This is a genomic window from Thermostilla marina (assembly GCF_054657455.1).
On sequence record NZ_BAAHYR010000001.1, the window covers coordinates 2,071,022 to 2,087,933 of the forward strand.

A 16,912-nucleotide genomic window follows, 5' to 3' on the forward strand; every position below is an offset into this window, starting at 1 on the left:
GAGCCGAGTCGACCAATCATACGGGATTATCGGATCCGATGTGCGAGTGTAAGAGAACAACTCGATCTGGCGGCTTTGGCGAGCGGTCGCCAAAGTCACAACGGCATATGCGTTTCGGTATCACACGTCGCCGTTGGTTTCGACGAGCCGTTGTGCGGTTGCAAACACTGGCGTTCACGGTGTTCGGCGTTGTCGGCGGCTTGTGGGGGCTCGGGATCGTGCGATTTCTTTTCCCGAACGCCGGGACCACGCGGGAGCCGCCGATCGACGTAGGACGCCCCGAGGATTACGCGCCGGGGCATGTGGAGACCCGCTACCGCGATCGGCACGGTGTATGGATCGTCCGCGACGTCATCGGAGAACAGGAAGTCATCATCGCACTGAAGGCACGCTGTACCCACTTGGGGTGCCTGACGTTGTGGGACGCGGCCGGCGGTCATTTTCGTTGCCCGTGCCATGGAAGTGTGTTCAGTCGGCTTGGCGAGAACGAAGCCGGACCGGCGCCGCGGCCGCTCGTGCGGTGCGGCATCACGTTGTCCGCCTCCGGCAGGCTTTTGGTCTTGCCGCAGATCGAGTTTTCCGAATCGGCACTTCGCGGCAATCCGCCCGGCAGCGTCGTGGTCGTCGGTCAGGCCGAACCGAAGCATGCATGACACGATTGTGATTGGCCCATGTCGTTTTGGCAGCGTATCCGCAACTCGCAGCTTTACCGCAGCATCATTCGGCACCCGGCGCCGAAGGATCGGCGGCATCGAATCATTGTCGTGTTGATGAACTTGGTGCTGCATTTGCACCCCGTGAGTTTGCCGAAATACGCGCTGCGGCTTCGGTTTACGTGGTGCATGGGCGGAATCACGTTTTTCTTATTTTTGGTTGAGATTTTGACCGGCGTGTTGTTGATGTTCTACTACCGGCCGACGGCGCAGTATGCATATGCCGACATGGTTGCGTTGCGCGATGTCGTGTCGTTCGGGATTCTGCGTGAACTGCATCGCTGGGCTGCGCATGCCATGGTGATTGCAGTGATGCTCCACATGCTGCGGGTCGTACTGACCGGCAGTTACAAGCCGCCGCGTGAATTCAATTGGGTGGTCGGCGTCGGGCTCTTGGTGATGACGTTGTTGTTGTCGTTCACCGGATATATCCTCCCTTGGGATCAGCTATCGATTTGGGCGGCGACGGTCGGTTCGAACATGCTCGGAGCGACTCCGATCGTGGGGCATCAGGGGCCGGGGCACACATGGTTGACGGTCGATGGGATACGGCTGATTACTGAAAGCTCCGACATCCGGTATTGGGTGTTCGGATCGACGGCCGTCGATGAGAATACGTTGAATCGTTTTTATGTGCTTCATTGCGTTGGAATCCCGGTTGTTGCCGCCTTTGCCTGTGCCTTGCATTTTTGGCGAGTCCGGAAGGACGGCGGCATCAGTGGACCGTTGTAAGCCTGCCAGTCGAACGGCGCCGGGGAATTTTTCGCGGTGCCGGCGAGAAAACATATGAGCGACGTTGTCGGATCCGAAACCTTGAGCAGCACGTGTACGGCGGCTTGGTATGCGCTCGCGGCGATTGTCAATGCGTTCCCCGTGGTCCGTTGGGGCCGGCGTATTCGGATGCGACATGTTCGAGCAAACGTCCAGGAGACACAACATCGAGCCGCAGGCGAAGATCATCAACGGTTGACGGGGGAAATCTTCGTCGCCGGGGTTGCTTGCGCGGTTTTTGCGGGATTGAGCGTTTCGGCAATGATGGGCAGCGTGCCCGTATTGCCGGCGTTCGTACGGCGCGGGATCGACGGCGTGTTGAAGCCTGCCACTTTGCTCGTTGCATCGGTCGCGTGGACGGTCGCTGCGGCCCGTTGGCGAACGCTCGTCGCCCAACGCTGGTTCGGGCTGGCGGCGGCCGACTTGGCGGCTGCTTTCGTGTTGTTGTCCTTACCGGATCGGCATTTCTTTCAGCTCGTCTCGCAGCCGGACAACATCGCCATCGTTCTGCTGTTGGGAACGATCGGCTTTTTCACCTGGCTGGGAGTGCATTTGGGCTGTGAAAACGATGCGCGGATCCTCGCGGGCAAGCCTCCGATCGAGGCCGAGCCGGGAGAACAAGAAAAATTCCTGGTGTGGCCTGATCTGGTCTATATCGAGCTGATCGCGATGGTATTGACTACCGCGGCATTGTTGGCGTGGTCGGGAGCCGTCGCTGCACCGCTGGAAGCACCCGCCGATCCGATGGTCACGCCGAATCCGGCCAAGGCCCCGTGGTACTTTTTGGGATTGCAGGAGTTGTTGGTTTATTTCGATCCCTGGTTGGCCGGAGCGGTTTATCCCGTCTTGATCATCGTGGGACTGTGTGCCGTGCCGTACCTCGATCGAAATCCATCCGGTAACGGCTACTACACGTGCCGTGAGCGTCCCATGGCGTTGTGGCTGTTCTATTTCGGTTTTCTCAATTTATGGATCCTGTTGATCGTGATCGGAACGTTTTTTCGCGGTCCGAATTGGGGGTTTTACGGGCTTTACGAAGGCTGGGAGACGACGAAAACGGCCGTGCACGGGAGTCGGACGTTTTCCGAAATGGTGTGGGCCCTCGTCGGTATTGGCGGTGAGGGGCGTATCGAGGCGTGGCCGATCGTCGTCCGGGAATTGCCGGGCATCGCGGCCGTCATTTTGTACTTTCTCGCGCTGCCGTGGTGGATCGCATGGCGGCCGGGAAAGCACCTCGTCCGAGAAATGGGGCGGGTTCGGTATGTCGTTTTCGCCGGCCTGAGCCTTGCCATGTTCTTGATACCGTTGAAGATGTTGGGCCGGTTTGCACTGGGGATCAGTTATTTCTTGAGTTTTCCCGAGGTCGGAATTCACGTGTAGCCGTGTGAAGGCGAGATGCCCGACGGATAGGGTGTTTCGGCTTCGAAAACTATGAACACATCGATTCAAGTATGCCGGTCGACGATCGCACGTTTTACAACTTGAAGACGCTGCACTGGTGGTTTCTTGCCGGCGGAATGTTGACGCTGGGGGTTACCGTCTGGTTGGGACTGCGCGATGCCGACCGGCCCTGGCGCCGCCTGCAACGACAACAGCGCGAGGCCGTCGAGCCCTGGCTGGAAGCGGCTCGCACAGCGGCTGCCAATCCGGCCCAATCACCTCCGGAATCGTTCGTCGTTGCCGAGCATCGGCGAGGGCCCATCCTCGCCGGTTTCGATTGCAACACGACCGTTCGTGAGCTGCTTGTTCGCGATATTCCCGTCGAAATCGGTGGCGCCATGATGCCTCGTGTCGATCGCTGCACGACGTGCCATGCGGGGATCGAGGAGAATGCCGCGGGATTGCCTCACAATCCGCTTGTTGCGGGGAAGACTGTGGTGACTTTGCGGTTGCCGCTTCCCTTTCTCGGGGAGACTGATGAAACCGATATCCGGAAGCCCGAAGAACTGGACAAGGCGCTCGGGTGGTGTCTTGTCGATCGAGACGTGACGGGAGCACGACGCCCGACTGTTCTCTCGATTCAGCCGAAAAGCCCTGCTGCCTGCGCGGGCCTGCACATCGGCGATGTGATCACGCATATGGCGGATCGACCGGTGACGGATTCGACGGAAGCGAAAACGGTACTTCTCGAGCTCCTCGAAGACGCTCGCTCACATACTGACGATGCGCGTAGTGCATCCGACGAGGCGGCCCTCGTGCAGGTCGGCTATCCGTCCGAGTTCTTTCCGGATCGGTTCGTTCCCGCGGTCGTATTGACGGTCGAACGAGGAACGGACTCGCCGCTGGCGGCGCATCCGCGTTTGGATTTGTTCGTTGCTGAAGACAGTCCGCATCCTGCGTCGCGTTTCGGGTGCACGGTGTGTCACGACGGCCGACCGTGGGCTACCGATTTTGTTCACGCAGGACACACGATCGTGCGGGATGACGGTTCAGTGGATGCCTCGATCGGCGAGCGGGAATGGTCCCAACCGATGCTGCCCGAACCGCTCCTCGAGTCACGATGTATTCGCTGCCATTACGAAGTCTTCGATTTGGCCGACCACGCATTTCGGGCCTCCTCCACTGCTCCGCGGGCGGTAGAGGGATATCGTCTCGTTCGGCGTTTGGGGTGCTTTGGGTGTCATGAAATATCGGGTTATCGCGACGGTTGCCGCACAGGACCGGATTTGCGATCAAAACCTCCCAGCGTCGAGGCGGCCGAGAGTCTCTTGGCCGAATTTTCGTTACCGGAAGACCTTGCCTCGCGTTTGCGCGCAGTGGCTGACGGCACGGTAACATCTGTCGCCCCGGAACAAATCGTGGAAGGTTTGGAGCAGGTGCGCGAAGCAACGCCTTTGGAAGATCCGATTGCCCGAGCACGCTGGGCGGAACTGTTGCGGTTGCTGCGGGACGTTCCCGCACATCCGGGCACATTGAGAAAAATCGGACCGTCGTTACGGCATGTCGGTGAGAAACTGTCGAAAGAGAGCATTACAAAAATTGTGGCGGATCCTCGTGCCGTAAGGCCCGACGCCAAGATGCCCCGTTTGTTCGGGATCGATTCTCACTTGAGTCGGTCCCTCCGGTCTTCGACCGAGCCGATAGAGCAGGCGGAAATCGCATGCATTGCGGAATATCTCGTGTGGAAATCGCGCCCGTTTTCGAACGCGATTGCTTCCGAAGTGAACACCGACGGGAATTACGAGCCTGCGTCCATCACGCGGGGCAAAGAACTGTTCGAGACGCAAGGGTGTTTGGCCTGCCATACGCACCGTGACTATTCGGGGATCGGCGGCACGATCGGGCCCGACTTGTCCGATTTGGCCCGGCGAATCGGACGCGGCACGAACGCGCGACGATGGTTGGAGGCATGGTTGCGCGAGCCCGCGTCGTATTCGACAGGCACGAAGATGCCTGCGGTCGAGGTGCAGTATTCGCCTTTGAGCACGCCTTCGGCCTACCAAGACGGCATTGTGGCGGCAGGCGATCCGATCCGTGATCTCGCCGGGTATTTGTTGTCCGGGGAGAACCCGGAAGCGACAGCGGAAACGTCCCTTACGTCGATTGCTGAAGAGATCGATCGCTTATTTCGAGAGTTTGCGGGAACTCGGCTGTCAAATGAGGAGTTGGAAACGTGTGCCGAAAGAGGCCTTTCGGCGGAACGGGCGGCGGTCTTGGGGACCGGATGGGAGGCGTTGATCGGCGGGGCTAGTTTGTCGTCGAAGGCGCGTTTCGTAGGCTATCAGGCGATTGCCCGTCGTGGATGCTTCGGATGTCACACGATTTCCGGCTTCGAGGGAGCAGCGCCGATCGGTCCGCCACTTTCGGATTTTGGACGCAAGCCGGTCGAACTGTTGGCGTTCGAACGAATCGAGCGCTATCTCGCCGAAACGGATGTGGGGCGGAAGCAGTCGGAATCCGACGGCGAGAGACCGTATTTGGCGTTGGTGAAAAACCGTCGCCGCGAAGGATTTCTGTATCAAAAATTGACTGCGCCGCGAAGTTTCGATTATCAAATCGCCGAAACGAAACGCTACGGCGAGTTCTTGCGTATGGGGCAATTTTCGCTGTCGCTTGAAGATCGCGAGGCGATTATGACCTTCGTCTTGGGACTCACGCAAGATGCTCCCGGCGAGGCTTGGTCGCCGTACGCGGAAAGCGGACGTGATTCCGACGCGGCTTACTTCCGCTCGATCCGGGCGAGGGCGAGGCCTGTGATGGAGGAGTACGGTTGCGATGCCTGTCATCTGCTGCGACCGGAAGAATGGACGTTTCGCTATGCACCGGAGATGTGGTATCCGCCCGTTCCGCGAGAGACGTACTCGAGTCTCTTGCCGCAATTCACCGCCGCGGAGCGCAAGGCGTCGAAGCTGCGTGATTTGGCGGGGTTCCAATCGGCGACCGTGCGCGGGCTTCCGCAGTACGACATGGAAGGCAACCTACTTGAAGATTTGGATGAGTTTGACCAACCGCTTTACTTTTTTACGTTACTGGAGCCGGCCGTGATCGACGGCGAGGTGTGGGCCGTCGGCGGGGCGCAGTTGGCAATTTCGAAGCCTCAATTGACCGCACGACGGGAGGCGTGGGGCGGACGGTTCGCACGACAATTGCATTCGGTGTTGTTGCAGCGGTTGATGCAAATGGGAGCTGCAATGGGAGAGGCGGAAGCGTGGGGGCTCGGACCGCCGCCATTGATTCACGAGGGCGAAGCTGTCCGCGCCGATTGGCTCGACGACTATCTCGCGTCACCGACGGTTGTGCGGCCGTCGTGCGCGCTGCGCATGCCGCGATTCTCGCTTTCCGACCGGGACCGTCAGACGCTCGTTCGCTATTTCGAAACGGTGGCCGAAGCGCGGCAACGGCGGAGGATTCACGGTTCGATCGACATCGACACTTTGTTACCGCAGTTTACCGACGAATCGACACGTACCGCGGCTTGGGAGAAGGCGCAGTTGCTGTTGACCGACACGACGACCTACTGCGGGAAGTGTCACGCGATCGGGTCTCGCCTTCCGCCGGATGAGACGGGGCTTGTCGTCGCACCGCGACTCGACCGCGTTCGCGATCGTTTGAAAAAGGAGCATCTTGTTCGCTGGGTGGCCGATCCGAAATCGGTGCTGCCGTATACGAGTATGCCGGTCAACTTTCCGCCCGATGGTGAACCGCTGGATCGCCGCCTGTTTGACGCTGATAGCCGCGAGCAAATGGCGGCGGTAATCGATCTGCTGCTGCATTACGGGGAATTTCTCCTGGAACGAACGCTATCGTCGGATTCGGAAAGCGAATCCGAGACGTTAAGGCCGTGAGATAGGTCGTTTTGGGGGGAAGTTTTCTTGCCGGAGATTTTCCCGTTCGGCGTAATGGGCCGTCTTGTTTTCCGTGTGTACCCGGCTGCGTTTTCTTCGGGGGACACGGCAGCGTACAATGGAAATTCTCAGAGCGGATTCGGCAGTACTTGTGACATCCCCCGTGTTTTTTTTCTCGCTGCCAAGGAGAACTGAACGATGGCACGTATGCGACGTCGGCGTTTTCTGGAGCGTATCTTGGCTACCGGAGCCGTTGCCGTGCCGACGATTGCCGCAGGCAACTTGTTTCAGACGTCTTATGGAGATTTGACGGGCCGGTTGGTGTATATGGGCAACCCGCCCGAGCGGGCGAAATTGACGGTCGACAAGGACGTTGACTGCTGCGGAAAATTCGACATCCGAGACGAGTCGCTGATGGTTTCCGACGACGGCGGCTTGGCGAATGTGTTCATCTACGCGAGATCACGCGGCATGCCGATCGTACCTGAGCGCGAGGCCGAAATGTCGGAGGAAGTCCTGTTGGACAACCGCGATTGCATTTTCAAACCGCACTGCATGGCGATTTGGTACACGAAGCAAGTATTCCACATCGTCAATTCGGATCCGATCGCGCAAAATGTTGCGTTTGCTCCGTTGGGGGATTTGCCGGCCAATATCGTGTTGTCGCCCGCTCCGGGTGAGAAGACGGAGGCGACATGGCGTTTCCGGCGGGCGCAAACGTCACCGGTTCAGATCGTGTGCAATTATCATCCGTGGGAATCGGCATACATCCTTGTTCGCGATACGCCGTATTTTGCGATCTCCACAGCCGACGGTCGTTTTACGATTCCCAAGTTGCCCGTGGGGACATGGGAGTTTCAAGTGTGGCACGAGCGAACGACGTATTTGGAAACGCCGAGCTGGCCTCGCGGGCGATTTTCCGTCGATATCAAGCCGGGGACGAACGACCTCGGTGAGATCACATTGCCGGCGTCGTTGTTTACGCGAAGGTGATTGCGGGCTGCGGAGGCCGTGCCGTCGGCGGAAAGTGATGCACGGCAGCGAATCTGAGCCCAATCGTCATGGGCTTGCACTTCGGCGGTGATGGCCGAGTAGAAACGAGACGAGATATCAGCGAGACGAGCGGGAACTCTCGATGCTTCACGCGAACGTGTGCAATTCGAACCGCATACCTTGGCGCCGGTGGCTGATTGTTGCGGCGGTCGTCGCCTGGGCCGGCTGTTCACGGTATTCGCCGCCCTCGTTCGAACTGAACTTGGAAGGGCGGAAGCCGGAATCGGTGAGCCCATTGCAGCGTCAAGTCTTGGAAGAAACCTTGACCGACTTGTTCGGAACGCCCGACGACCCGAAGGTGCCCGACGGAGTCGATCTTGATCCGAAAAAGCTCAAGCGAGCCGCAGGACCGGTCGGCCGGGATTATGACGGCGTGGAGCGAGGATTGTTTCGAAAACATTGCGTGACATGTCACGGGATATCGGGCGACGGTGCCGGACCTATTGCGGCTCTGCTCACTCCGTATCCGCGAGATTTCCGTTGGGGAATCTTCAAGTACACCTCGACCGTCTTGGGGGCGAAGCCGACCCGTAGCGATCTGCGGAAGACATTGCGCCGCGGTCTGCCCGGCACGGCCATGCCGTCGTTCATGGGGTTGGCCGACGAAGACCTGGAATGCCTGATCGAGTACGTGAAGTACTTGGCGATTCGCGGCGAGACGGAACGTTATCTTGTGCAACTGGTCGTCGACGAGAACGAACCGATTCCGCTGGACCGCGAGCTGGTGATGGAAGAGGGCGTCATGCCGGCGGCCCAGTCATGGGATTGGCCTGAGCTGGATCCCGAAACGTTCGTCGTCAAGCCCGAGCGGCCTCGGCTGTCGGCCGAGGAATTGGCCGAGTCGATTGCACGCGGGAAAGAATTGTACCAAGCCGAAAAATCACAGTGCGTGAAGTGTCACGGCCCCGAAGGTCACGGCGACGGCGAAGAAAAGGAGTTGTACGACGATTGGAACAAGCCGAAGAAAGGGGTGACCCCGGAGCAGACGGCCGAGTTGCGTCCGTTGTTCAAGCTTCCATTACAGCGATTGCAAGCCCGTGACTTTCGCGAAGGGATCTTTCACGGAGGGGGAACACCCGAAGATATTTACTTGAGAATCTATACCGGTATCAAAGGAACACCGATGCCCGCTGCGGGGGCGGCGCCGGGGGTTCCCGGTGCATTGGAGCCGGAAGAAATTTGGGACATCGTCCATTACGTGTTGTCGCTGTCGCGTTCACAAGTGCAGCAGGCAAGCCCGCCGGATCGATTCTAGGACCAGATCGACTCCGCGCCCTGCGGCGGATTCTTGGAATGAAAAGCGACCCTACCGTGAAACTACCCATGACCGACGAACACGCAGACACGAATCTGTCGCGCCTCCGGCGTGCTCACCGAATCGCCTGGGCGCTGGCGATTATGGTGTTTCCGTTGATTTGGATGGGCGGGCTGGTCACCACGTACAACGCGGGAATGGCTGTTCCGGATTGGCCGAACACCTACGGATACAATTTGTTTTTGTATCCAATCGAAAGCTGGTTGAAGACGTGGGACGTGTTCTTGGAACACAGTCACCGATTGATCGGGGCGACGGTCGGCCTCTTGGCGATCGCTTTGGTCGCGGCACTGTGGCAGTATGAAGAACGTCGCTACCGTTGGTGGGCGTTGGGGGTGTTGACGGCCATTTCGGCCCAAGGGGTATTAGGTGGCTTTCGCGTCGTCGGACGGGAAATGCTCTTGGCCGACATTCACGGCTGTACGGCACCACTGGTATTTGCTGCCTGCGCGTGGATGGTCATTGCCACTTCGGACCGTTGGTCCAATTCGAAAGTGTGGGGCCGACCCGAACGAGAGATCGCGAGGACTCGACTAAGCGCTGGGCCGTTTTGGTTGCTGGCGGTGATGACATACTGCCAAATTGTCTTGGGAGCGCAAGTGCGGCATCTCTTTCCCACCTTGCCCGTTGTGTGGGGGACGTTGTGGGTATGGTCGCACGTGGGGGTCGGGCTTTGTTTGGTCATCATCTGGGGAATCGCTCGACGGGCCGTCGGCGTGCTTCGTCGGGATTGTCCTTTCTTGGTCCGACGCGTCAACTGGTATTTGGGGCTTTACGTCGTACAATTGCTCCTGGGTGTGGGAACGTGGGTGACGAATTACAACTGGCCGCGCTGGTTCACGAATAATTTCGTTGCCGTGCCGTTCACGGTCCGTGACGGAGGAATGCTTCAAGCGACGACGACTACGGCGCATGTGGCCGTCGGTTCGTTGTTGCTGATCACCGCCTTTTCTTCGGCGGTTTGGGTGAAGCGGCGGGCGATGTGGATCGATCCGGCGGTTGCCGAGTCGGGGAAGGCCGGAGACCGGAAGGCGTCCCCGAACGAGACTGTCGTCAAGCCCGCGCCGTCCACCAAAACCAAGACCAAGAAGCGCCGACGGCGTTGATACTCCGATCAACGATCGCATGACCCAACTTCGCATTCTTCGGCAACCGGAGCGATGCAGTGCCGATCAGTGACATTCGATAGCGAGAAACGATTGTGCGGATGAATGACGGCGATACCGCCTTGAATGGCGTCGAACTGGATGATGCGCCGATGTCGTCGGCTGCGAAATCGCTGGTTTCCGATTTGTTGGCTTTGGCCCGGTTGCGGATCGTCGCCATGGTCTTGGTGACGATGTTGGTGGCCGCCTGGGCGACTTGCCCCGGCCCGTTTCCGTGGGGGCAAACGCTGTATGCGGCGGTCGGCGTAGGAATGGTGGTCGTCGGCGCGATCGTCTTCAACCAACGCATGGAATGGCTCAGCGACGCACGGATGGAACGAACGTCGAATCGCCCGATTCCCGCCGGTCGAATTTCGCTGCACGTGGCAACCGCGATGGGAGCGAGCATTACCGTCTTCGGCGTTGCGATGTTGGCGTGGTCGGCAAATCCCGTCTTGACCGGCCTGACGGTGTTCAGTTGGTTTGTCTACGTAGGTATGTATACTCCCCTGAAACCGGTTTCGGCATGGCAAACGGCCGTAGGGGCACTCGCCGGCGCGATGCCGGCGCTTCTAGGAACGGCGGTCGTCGGCGGTTGGGAATCGCCGCTTGGTTGGGGGCTGTTCGCCGTGATCTATCTGTGGCAGTTTCCGCACGCGATGGCGATCGCCGAGTTGTACCGTGAACAGTATGCGAGGGCGAACGTCCGGGTGGCGCCGGTCGTGGACGATTCCGGACGCCTGGTGACGTTGCTGACGCTCTTTGGTGCGACGGCACTGTTGTGCCTTTCGGCGGTCGTGGTGTTGTGGGGAAATCTATCGATGCCGGGCGCATGGGCGCTGATGGCGGGCGCCGTCGGCTATTTGGGCGGTTCCATCTGGTTCGTTTGCCGACGTAGTGCCGTCAGCGCCCGCTGGTTGCTTCGAGGATCGCTTCTCTATTTGCCGCTGGCATGCGCGGCCTTCTTGTTGGCATAATTCGTTCATGTCCGCCGGTCTCGTTGCGACGGGTGATTTCGGAAGAGGCTTTTTCGATTTGCGGCAGCAGCGATCGCGAGGTGTCCTTTTCGGGGACGCCCTCGATGCGCCGTGGTTGCTTTCGGTTGCACCTGTCGCCATGCTGATAAGGATGCGGAAATTCATGGATGCCTGAAGTCGCACGACTCGGAGGGACGAACGCATGCGCGACGACCAGTGGCAACAGCTCATCGACGTGATTGAAGGACGTTCCATCGGCAAAGCTCCGGCAGGATTCATAATCGACTGCCCGTGGCTCTCCGGTTGGGCGGGGACGTCGTTGATGGAATATCTGACCAACGAAGAGCTCTGGTTCGAAACGAATCGGCGAGCGGTCACGGAGTATCCCGACGTCTGGTTCATTCCGGGGTTCTGGGCTGAATACGCAATGTGCACCGAGCCTTCCGCATTCGGATGCCGCTGTGTGTGGCCCGAAGAAGAATTTCCCTTTCCCGAGAAACTGATTCGTCGCTTCGAGGATGTCGATGACCTGACAGTGCCCGACTGTCGCAAGTCGGGCTTACTGCCGTTCGTCGTCAAACGACTGCACCGCTATCGTTCGCGCATCGAGGCTTTGGGGCATCGGATTCGGTTCGCAACGTGCCGGGGGCACTTCAATGTGGCCTCGTACTTGGTTGGCCAAACCGAATTGCTGTTGGCGATGCGCACCGATCCCGAGCGGACGCACGTGCTGCTCGACAAAGTGACTCGTTTCCTGGTCGACTGGATCCGATATCAGAAGGAGCAGTTTCCCGACATCGAGGGAATCCTCGTGCTGGACGATATTGTCGGCTTCGTCGGCGAGAAAGATTTCTTGGAATTCGCCAAGCCGTACCTGAATCGCATTTTCCATGCCGTCGATGTCCCTGTTCGAATGTTCCATAACGATGCGCACGGTCTGGTTTGTGCGCCGCATTTGGCCGACGTCGGCGTCAATATTTTCAACTTCGGGTTTGCCCATTCACTTCCCGATATGCGAGCGGCATTGGGGCCTGAGGTTGTGATGTTCGGCAACATTCCGCCTCGCGATGTGTTGGCCGGCGGAACTGCGGACGATGTACGGCAGGCGGTGCGCGACGCTTACGCGTCGATCGGCGACAAGACGCGGATTATTTGGTCGGCCGGCGGCGGCATGCCTCCGGGCGTGACGGACGAGAACTTGCGGGCTTTTCTCGATACGTTGAGCGAAGTATCGTCGGGCGCGTGATCCGACAGTTGCTTTCGGGGGCCTCGGATGGCCGGCGAGATTTCGTACAACATGGCGGCATGATTGTGGGCCACATGATCCATCGAGTACGGCTGCGGGCTTTCGCCGTTTTGCGAACGACGGCGGCGTGTGCCGTGCCGACGGTCGTACTTGCTGCGATGTCGGCATTCTCGGCAGGGGCCGTTGTGGCCCAGGTCGTCCCGTATGCGTCATCGGTGTACGAACTGTCGGGGTCGATCGTCGTCGACGAAGCCGATGCGTCGTTGATGGTGCAACTCGACCAGGCTCGCCGGGCGATGGATGCCGGTCAATACGACGACGCCCTCGGTATTCTCGTTCGCGTTGCCGACATGGGTAGCGACAGCCTGATCGATGTGACGGGCGATCTGCCGAACGTGCCTCGACGATACGTGAGCGTTCGCCGCTATTGTCAGGCGATGCTGCTGCGTTTTCCGCCGGAAACGATTGCCGAATACCGGCGTTTGGCCGATCCGGCATTCGGCACCTGGTTCCAGCAGGGACGCCGAAACTTGGATGAGGATGTGCTCCGACGCGTCGTCGAGCAGGGGCTCGCAAGCAGTTGGGCCGACGATGCTCTGTGGCTGCTCGGCGAGCTGCGCTTACGCGAGGGCGATCCGATTGGGGCTCGGGCATATTGGGAACAACTCCTTCCGGTCGACGACCGCGACGCCTTTCCGACGTGGCTGAGCGTTTACGACAGTGAGTATTCTCCGGCGGAGGTTCGGGCGAGAATTATCTTGGCGGACGTTCTGGCCGGGCGACGTCGAGAGGCCGAAAAAGAAGCCGCGGCGTTCGCTGAATTACACCCCGACGCGACGGGGCGCTTCGGCGGACGCGATACGATGCTCGTGGACGCCGTGCGGAGTCTTCTCAAAGAAAGCGAGGCTTGGGCTGCGCCGCGCGATCGCGGCGAATGGTCGGAATTCGGCGGGGCAGCGACAAGACAGCGGCAAGTCGGCGGCCGCCCCGATTTTTCTCGCCTGTTGTGGCAGTTGCCGTTGCCCTCGCCGCCATGGAGCGAGATTACCGCTTGGAGCCCGGCTCCCGAGGCGATTCCGGGGAGTGCCGAAACCCGCCTGACACCGACGAGTTACTTTCCGATCGTGGTGGGCGATCATGTGATCGTGGCGGGCGAAAAGGCGTTGTATGTTGTCGACAAAAAGACGGGCAAACCGGCGTGGGGACGAGAGCCGGCAATCTTGCGTTTGGGCGATCAAGCCGAGGTCGTGCCCCGATTGCCCCGCAATACGGTCGGCGTGCCGCGGTATACGGTATCGTCGGACGGAAGAAGGATTTTCGTGCCGATAACCATTCTGCCGAATTCGGACACGGAAACGCAGCGTTTGCAGGCAGCAGCGACATCGGAGCTGATTTGCCTCGACATCCAAGGTCAAGGCCGGATGTTGTGGCGCATTTCTCCGCCGGAAAACGATTTGGTATTCGCCGGTGCACCGGTTTGCCTGGGCGAGCAAGTGGCCGCGGTCTTGTGGCGCGACGGGGCGCCGGCGAGGATTTCCGTCGCCGCCTTCGATGCGGCGACCGGAAAGTTGCAATGGGAACGATTCGTATGTTCGGGTGATACGCCCGGGAGGGGCCTTTTTCCCGAATGTGTGTCGCTGTTGATCGCAGCCGATTCTGCGAACCTGTACGTCAATACGAACATGGGCGCGGTGGCGGCGTTGGATCGGCGACGCGGTACGATCCGTTGGATCACGACGTATCCGAGGGCGACGAAAGGGGATTTAGCGAATCCCGAGCCGTGGCTGTATCGGGCGCCGAATCCGTGTGTAGTCGATCGAGGAACTCTCTACGTGGCTCCTGCCGATTCGCCGGAGGTATTTGCCTTCGAGGCTCGGACGGGACGCATGACGTGGCACAGCGGACCGGAAACGCAGCGCGTTCGCGATTTGCTGGGCGTGATCGACGATCGTCTGATCGCCTCGGGAGATCGCCTTTACTGGATCGAGTTGCGCGGCGACAGGGCAGGGCGGATCGTTGCTCGATGGCCCGACGGGCACGAAGAGCTCGGGTTTGGACGCGGACTCCTTGCCGAATCTACGGTCTATTGGCCGACGCGGGAAGCCGTGTATGCGGTCGACGCCGTCACGGCTCGTCCGGTCGACCGCTATGAGTTGCTGTCGAAGGGAGCTGCCGGAGGCAATCTGGTGGCGGCCGACGGAGTTTGCCTGATTGCGGAACCGACCCGCATAAGCGCGTTCTCGGTTCTGGAAACTCATGACAACCTTCGGCGGAATCACCAAGCTAACCGGTCGAATCGGTAACCGGCATAGTGTCTCGGTGCGCTTGAGCCGGTCGGGTATGATCGACGATAATTGAGTGTACGGAGAATGTCGGCTCTCGCTGCTTGGGACGCGAAAACGAACATTCCTCGGCGTGACGGCCTTCGATGGCGGGCAATGACGGCAAGGGCCTGTTTCTTACCTGAAATCGGTGCGGTATGAACGAACGAGACGATGTGCAACAACTGGCGAGAATTGCCGAGGCTGCCGCGAAATTGAAGGAGCAAATGGCCCGCATCATCGTGGGGCAGGAGACCGTCATCGAGGAGCTGTTGACGGCGTTGCTTGCCCAAGGGCATTGCTTGCTGACGGGGGTTCCCGGGCTGGCCAAGACGTTGATGATCCGGACGTTGGCGAAATCGCTGTCGTTGGAGTTCAATCGGATTCAGTTCACGCCGGACCTTATGCCGTCGGACATTACCGGTACCGAAGTGATCCAGGAGGACAAGGCGACCGGCGTGCGGCAGCTTCGATTCTTGCCCGGGCCGGTGTTTGCGAACGTGATCTTGGCCGACGAGATCAACCGAACACCGCCGAAAACGCAGGCGGCGTTGCTGGAGGCGATGCAAGAATACCAGGTGACCGTCGGTGGCAAGCGACACGCGCTGCCGCGACCGTTTTTCGTATTGGCCACGCAGAATCCGATCGAGCAAGAAGGAACCTATCCGCTGCCCGAAGCGCAGCTCGATCGTTTCATGTTCGAAATCCGGATCGATTATCCATCCGAGGAAGAAGAATTGGCGATCGTTCGGCGCACGACCGCCGGCGAAGTGCCCGAAGTCGAGCCGGTGCTCTCGGGAGAGGAAATTCTCGAATTGCAGCGGGTCGTGCGGCGTGTGCCGGTTTCCGACGTGGTGGCCAAGTTCGCTTTGCAGACGGCGCGACGCAGTCGACCGGGACCGGATTCCCCCGACTTCGTGCGGGACTTCGTGGCTTGGGGGGCGGGCCCGCGGGCAAGTCAATACCTGGTTTTGGCGGCCAAGGCGCAAGCCGCGATCAAGGGTCGGCCGCATGCCTCGGTGGCCGATGTCAAACGTGCGGCACATCCGGTCTTACGACATCGGATTATTACGAATTTCAACGCCGAGGCCGAAGGGGTCAAGGTCGACGAGTTGATCGACCGATTGCTTGATTCGGTTCGGCTTCCCGAAGACGAGTTGGTGCATGGCGGCAAACTCCCCGACATTCTTGGATCCGAAGGTTCTGGCGCAAATTGAAGGCTTGACCTTTCGTGCCCGAACCGTCGTCGAGGGTTACGTGGCAGGCCTGCACCGAAGTCCGTACCACGGCTTTTCGGTCGAGTTTGCCGAACACCGTGAGTATGCGCCGGGAGACGACTTGCGTTATGTCGACTGGAAAGTATTCGGCCGTACCGACAAGTTCTACGTCAAGCAATTCGAAGAAGAAACGAATCTGACATGCCATCTCGTTTTGGACTGTTCTGCGGGAATGGCTTACCGTAGTAAGGACGCGGTTTTCTCGAAGTTCGACTATGCCCGGTGCACGGCCGCGGCGTTGGCCTATTTGATGGTTCGCCAGCAGGATCGCGTGACGCTTCAGGTTTGCGGCGCGCGGCCGGTGTGGCTGCGATCCGTGCAGCAAGGAGCCGCTTGGGGCGACTTGGTTCGTGTGCTGGAAGAGGCAACACCCGAAGGTACGGCCGAACTGCCGAGATTTCTTACCGAGGTGTGCGACCGTACGAAGCGGCGAGGCGTGGTGGTCGTCATCAGCGATTTCTTGGACGATTGGCGGCCGATGGAACGCCCGCTACGACGCCTTCGCCATGCAAGAAACGACGTGCTGTTGATTCACATTCTCGATCCGCAAGAGTTGGCGTTCGACTTTCGTCGTACCGCTCTGTTTGCCGACTTGGAAGGGCCGGATCGTCTGTTGGTCGAACCGGGAACGATTCGTAAGGAGTACCGTGAAGAGATTGCCCGGCATTGCAAACACGTCGCCGCGTTTGCGCGATCGGTCGGGATCGACTACTTGCGATTGACGACGGATCAGCCGCCGGGTTTGGCTTTGGCACGGTACGTGACCGCGCGGCAGGCCGGCGGTCGCTTTTGACGGCAGGGTGCGTTTC

Annotated in this window: 12 protein-coding genes; all 12 read left to right on the top strand. The window is 59.6% G+C overall.

Annotated elements, in window-relative coordinates:
- Positions 1 to 152: 152 nt before the first annotated feature.
- On the top strand, positions 153 to 653 hold the full coding sequence (locus ACYQ2I_RS07570; protein WP_460166405.1) for a QcrA and Rieske domain-containing protein: 501 nt from the start codon (positions 153 to 155) through the stop codon (positions 651 to 653).
- 18 nt (positions 654 to 671) lie between these two features.
- Entirely contained in the window at positions 672 to 1,445 is a 774-nt protein-coding gene (locus ACYQ2I_RS07575; protein ID WP_460166406.1) for a cytochrome b N-terminal domain-containing protein, read from the top strand.
- 54 nt (positions 1,446 to 1,499) lie between these two features.
- A complete protein-coding gene (locus ACYQ2I_RS07580) occupies positions 1,500 to 2,864 on the top strand; it encodes a cytochrome b family protein (RefSeq protein WP_460166407.1) in 1,365 nt (454 codons plus the stop codon).
- A 71-nt stretch (positions 2,865 to 2,935) separates the two neighbouring features.
- Entirely contained in the window at positions 2,936 to 6,769 is a 3,834-nt protein-coding gene (locus ACYQ2I_RS07585; RefSeq protein WP_460166408.1) for a PDZ domain-containing protein, read from the top strand.
- Between the two features lie 198 nt (positions 6,770 to 6,967).
- A complete protein-coding gene (locus tag ACYQ2I_RS07590; protein WP_460166409.1) occupies positions 6,968 to 7,762 on the top strand; it encodes a hypothetical protein in 795 nt (264 codons plus the stop codon).
- 142 nt (positions 7,763 to 7,904) lie between these two features.
- The gene (locus ACYQ2I_RS07595; protein WP_460166410.1) at positions 7,905 to 9,077 is read left to right on the top strand and encodes a cytochrome c; all 1,173 of its coding nucleotides are present in this window, start codon (positions 7,905 to 7,907) and stop codon (positions 9,075 to 9,077) included.
- Positions 9,078 to 9,115: 38 nt separating this feature from the next.
- Positions 9,116 to 10,243, top strand: coding sequence for a COX15/CtaA family protein (locus ACYQ2I_RS07600; RefSeq protein ID WP_460166411.1), 1,128 nt, complete (start codon positions 9,116 to 9,118; stop codon positions 10,241 to 10,243).
- A 101-nt stretch (positions 10,244 to 10,344) separates the two neighbouring features.
- Positions 10,345 to 11,259 carry a protoheme IX farnesyltransferase gene (locus tag ACYQ2I_RS07605; RefSeq protein ID WP_460166412.1) on the top strand — a complete coding sequence of 305 codons (915 nt, stop codon included), beginning with the start codon at positions 10,345 to 10,347 and terminating at the stop codon, positions 11,257 to 11,259.
- 202 nt (positions 11,260 to 11,461) lie between these two features.
- Positions 11,462 to 12,505, top strand: a complete 1,044-nt coding sequence (locus tag ACYQ2I_RS07610; protein ID WP_460166413.1) for a uroporphyrinogen decarboxylase family protein — start codon at positions 11,462 to 11,464, stop codon at positions 12,503 to 12,505.
- Between the two features lie 74 nt (positions 12,506 to 12,579).
- Complete coding sequence (locus ACYQ2I_RS07615; RefSeq protein ID WP_460166414.1) at positions 12,580 to 14,808, top strand: outer membrane protein assembly factor BamB family protein; 2,229 nt, start codon at positions 12,580 to 12,582, stop codon at positions 14,806 to 14,808.
- Between the two features lie 176 nt (positions 14,809 to 14,984).
- Positions 14,985 to 16,043, top strand: a complete 1,059-nt coding sequence (locus tag ACYQ2I_RS07620; protein WP_460166415.1) for an AAA family ATPase — start codon at positions 14,985 to 14,987, stop codon at positions 16,041 to 16,043.
- Positions 15,991 to 16,896, top strand: a complete 906-nt coding sequence (locus ACYQ2I_RS07625) for a DUF58 domain-containing protein (RefSeq protein WP_460166416.1) — start codon at positions 15,991 to 15,993, stop codon at positions 16,894 to 16,896. Before ACYQ2I_RS07620 ends, ACYQ2I_RS07625 begins: the two co-directional genes overlap by 53 nt.
- The last annotated feature ends 16 nt before the right edge of the window (positions 16,897 to 16,912 follow it).

What these genes read in the sequence shown, in the direction of transcription:
- ACYQ2I_RS07575 (WP_460166406.1), top strand. Translation starts at nt 672, where the DNA reads ATGTCGTTTTGGCAGCGTATCCGCAACTCGCAGCTTTACCGCAGCATC.
- ACYQ2I_RS07580 (WP_460166407.1), top strand. Translation starts at nt 1,500, where the DNA reads ATGAGCGACGTTGTCGGATCCGAAACCTTGAGCAGCACGTGTACGGCG.
- ACYQ2I_RS07585 (WP_460166408.1), top strand. Translation starts at nt 2,936, where the DNA reads ATGCCGGTCGACGATCGCACGTTTTACAACTTGAAGACGCTGCACTGG.
- ACYQ2I_RS07590 (WP_460166409.1), top strand. Translation starts at nt 6,968, where the DNA reads ATGGCACGTATGCGACGTCGGCGTTTTCTGGAGCGTATCTTGGCTACC.
- ACYQ2I_RS07595 (WP_460166410.1), top strand. Translation starts at nt 7,905, where the DNA reads ATGCTTCACGCGAACGTGTGCAATTCGAACCGCATACCTTGGCGCCGG.
- ACYQ2I_RS07600 (WP_460166411.1), top strand. Translation starts at nt 9,116, where the DNA reads ATGAAAAGCGACCCTACCGTGAAACTACCCATGACCGACGAACACGCA.
- ACYQ2I_RS07605 (WP_460166412.1), top strand. Translation starts at nt 10,345, where the DNA reads ATGAATGACGGCGATACCGCCTTGAATGGCGTCGAACTGGATGATGCG.
- ACYQ2I_RS07610 (WP_460166413.1), top strand. Translation starts at nt 11,462, where the DNA reads ATGCGCGACGACCAGTGGCAACAGCTCATCGACGTGATTGAAGGACGT.
- ACYQ2I_RS07615 (WP_460166414.1), top strand. Translation starts at nt 12,580, where the DNA reads ATGATCCATCGAGTACGGCTGCGGGCTTTCGCCGTTTTGCGAACGACG.
- ACYQ2I_RS07620 (WP_460166415.1), top strand. Translation starts at nt 14,985, where the DNA reads ATGAACGAACGAGACGATGTGCAACAACTGGCGAGAATTGCCGAGGCT.
- ACYQ2I_RS07625 (WP_460166416.1), top strand. Translation starts at nt 15,991, where the DNA reads ATGGCGGCAAACTCCCCGACATTCTTGGATCCGAAGGTTCTGGCGCAA.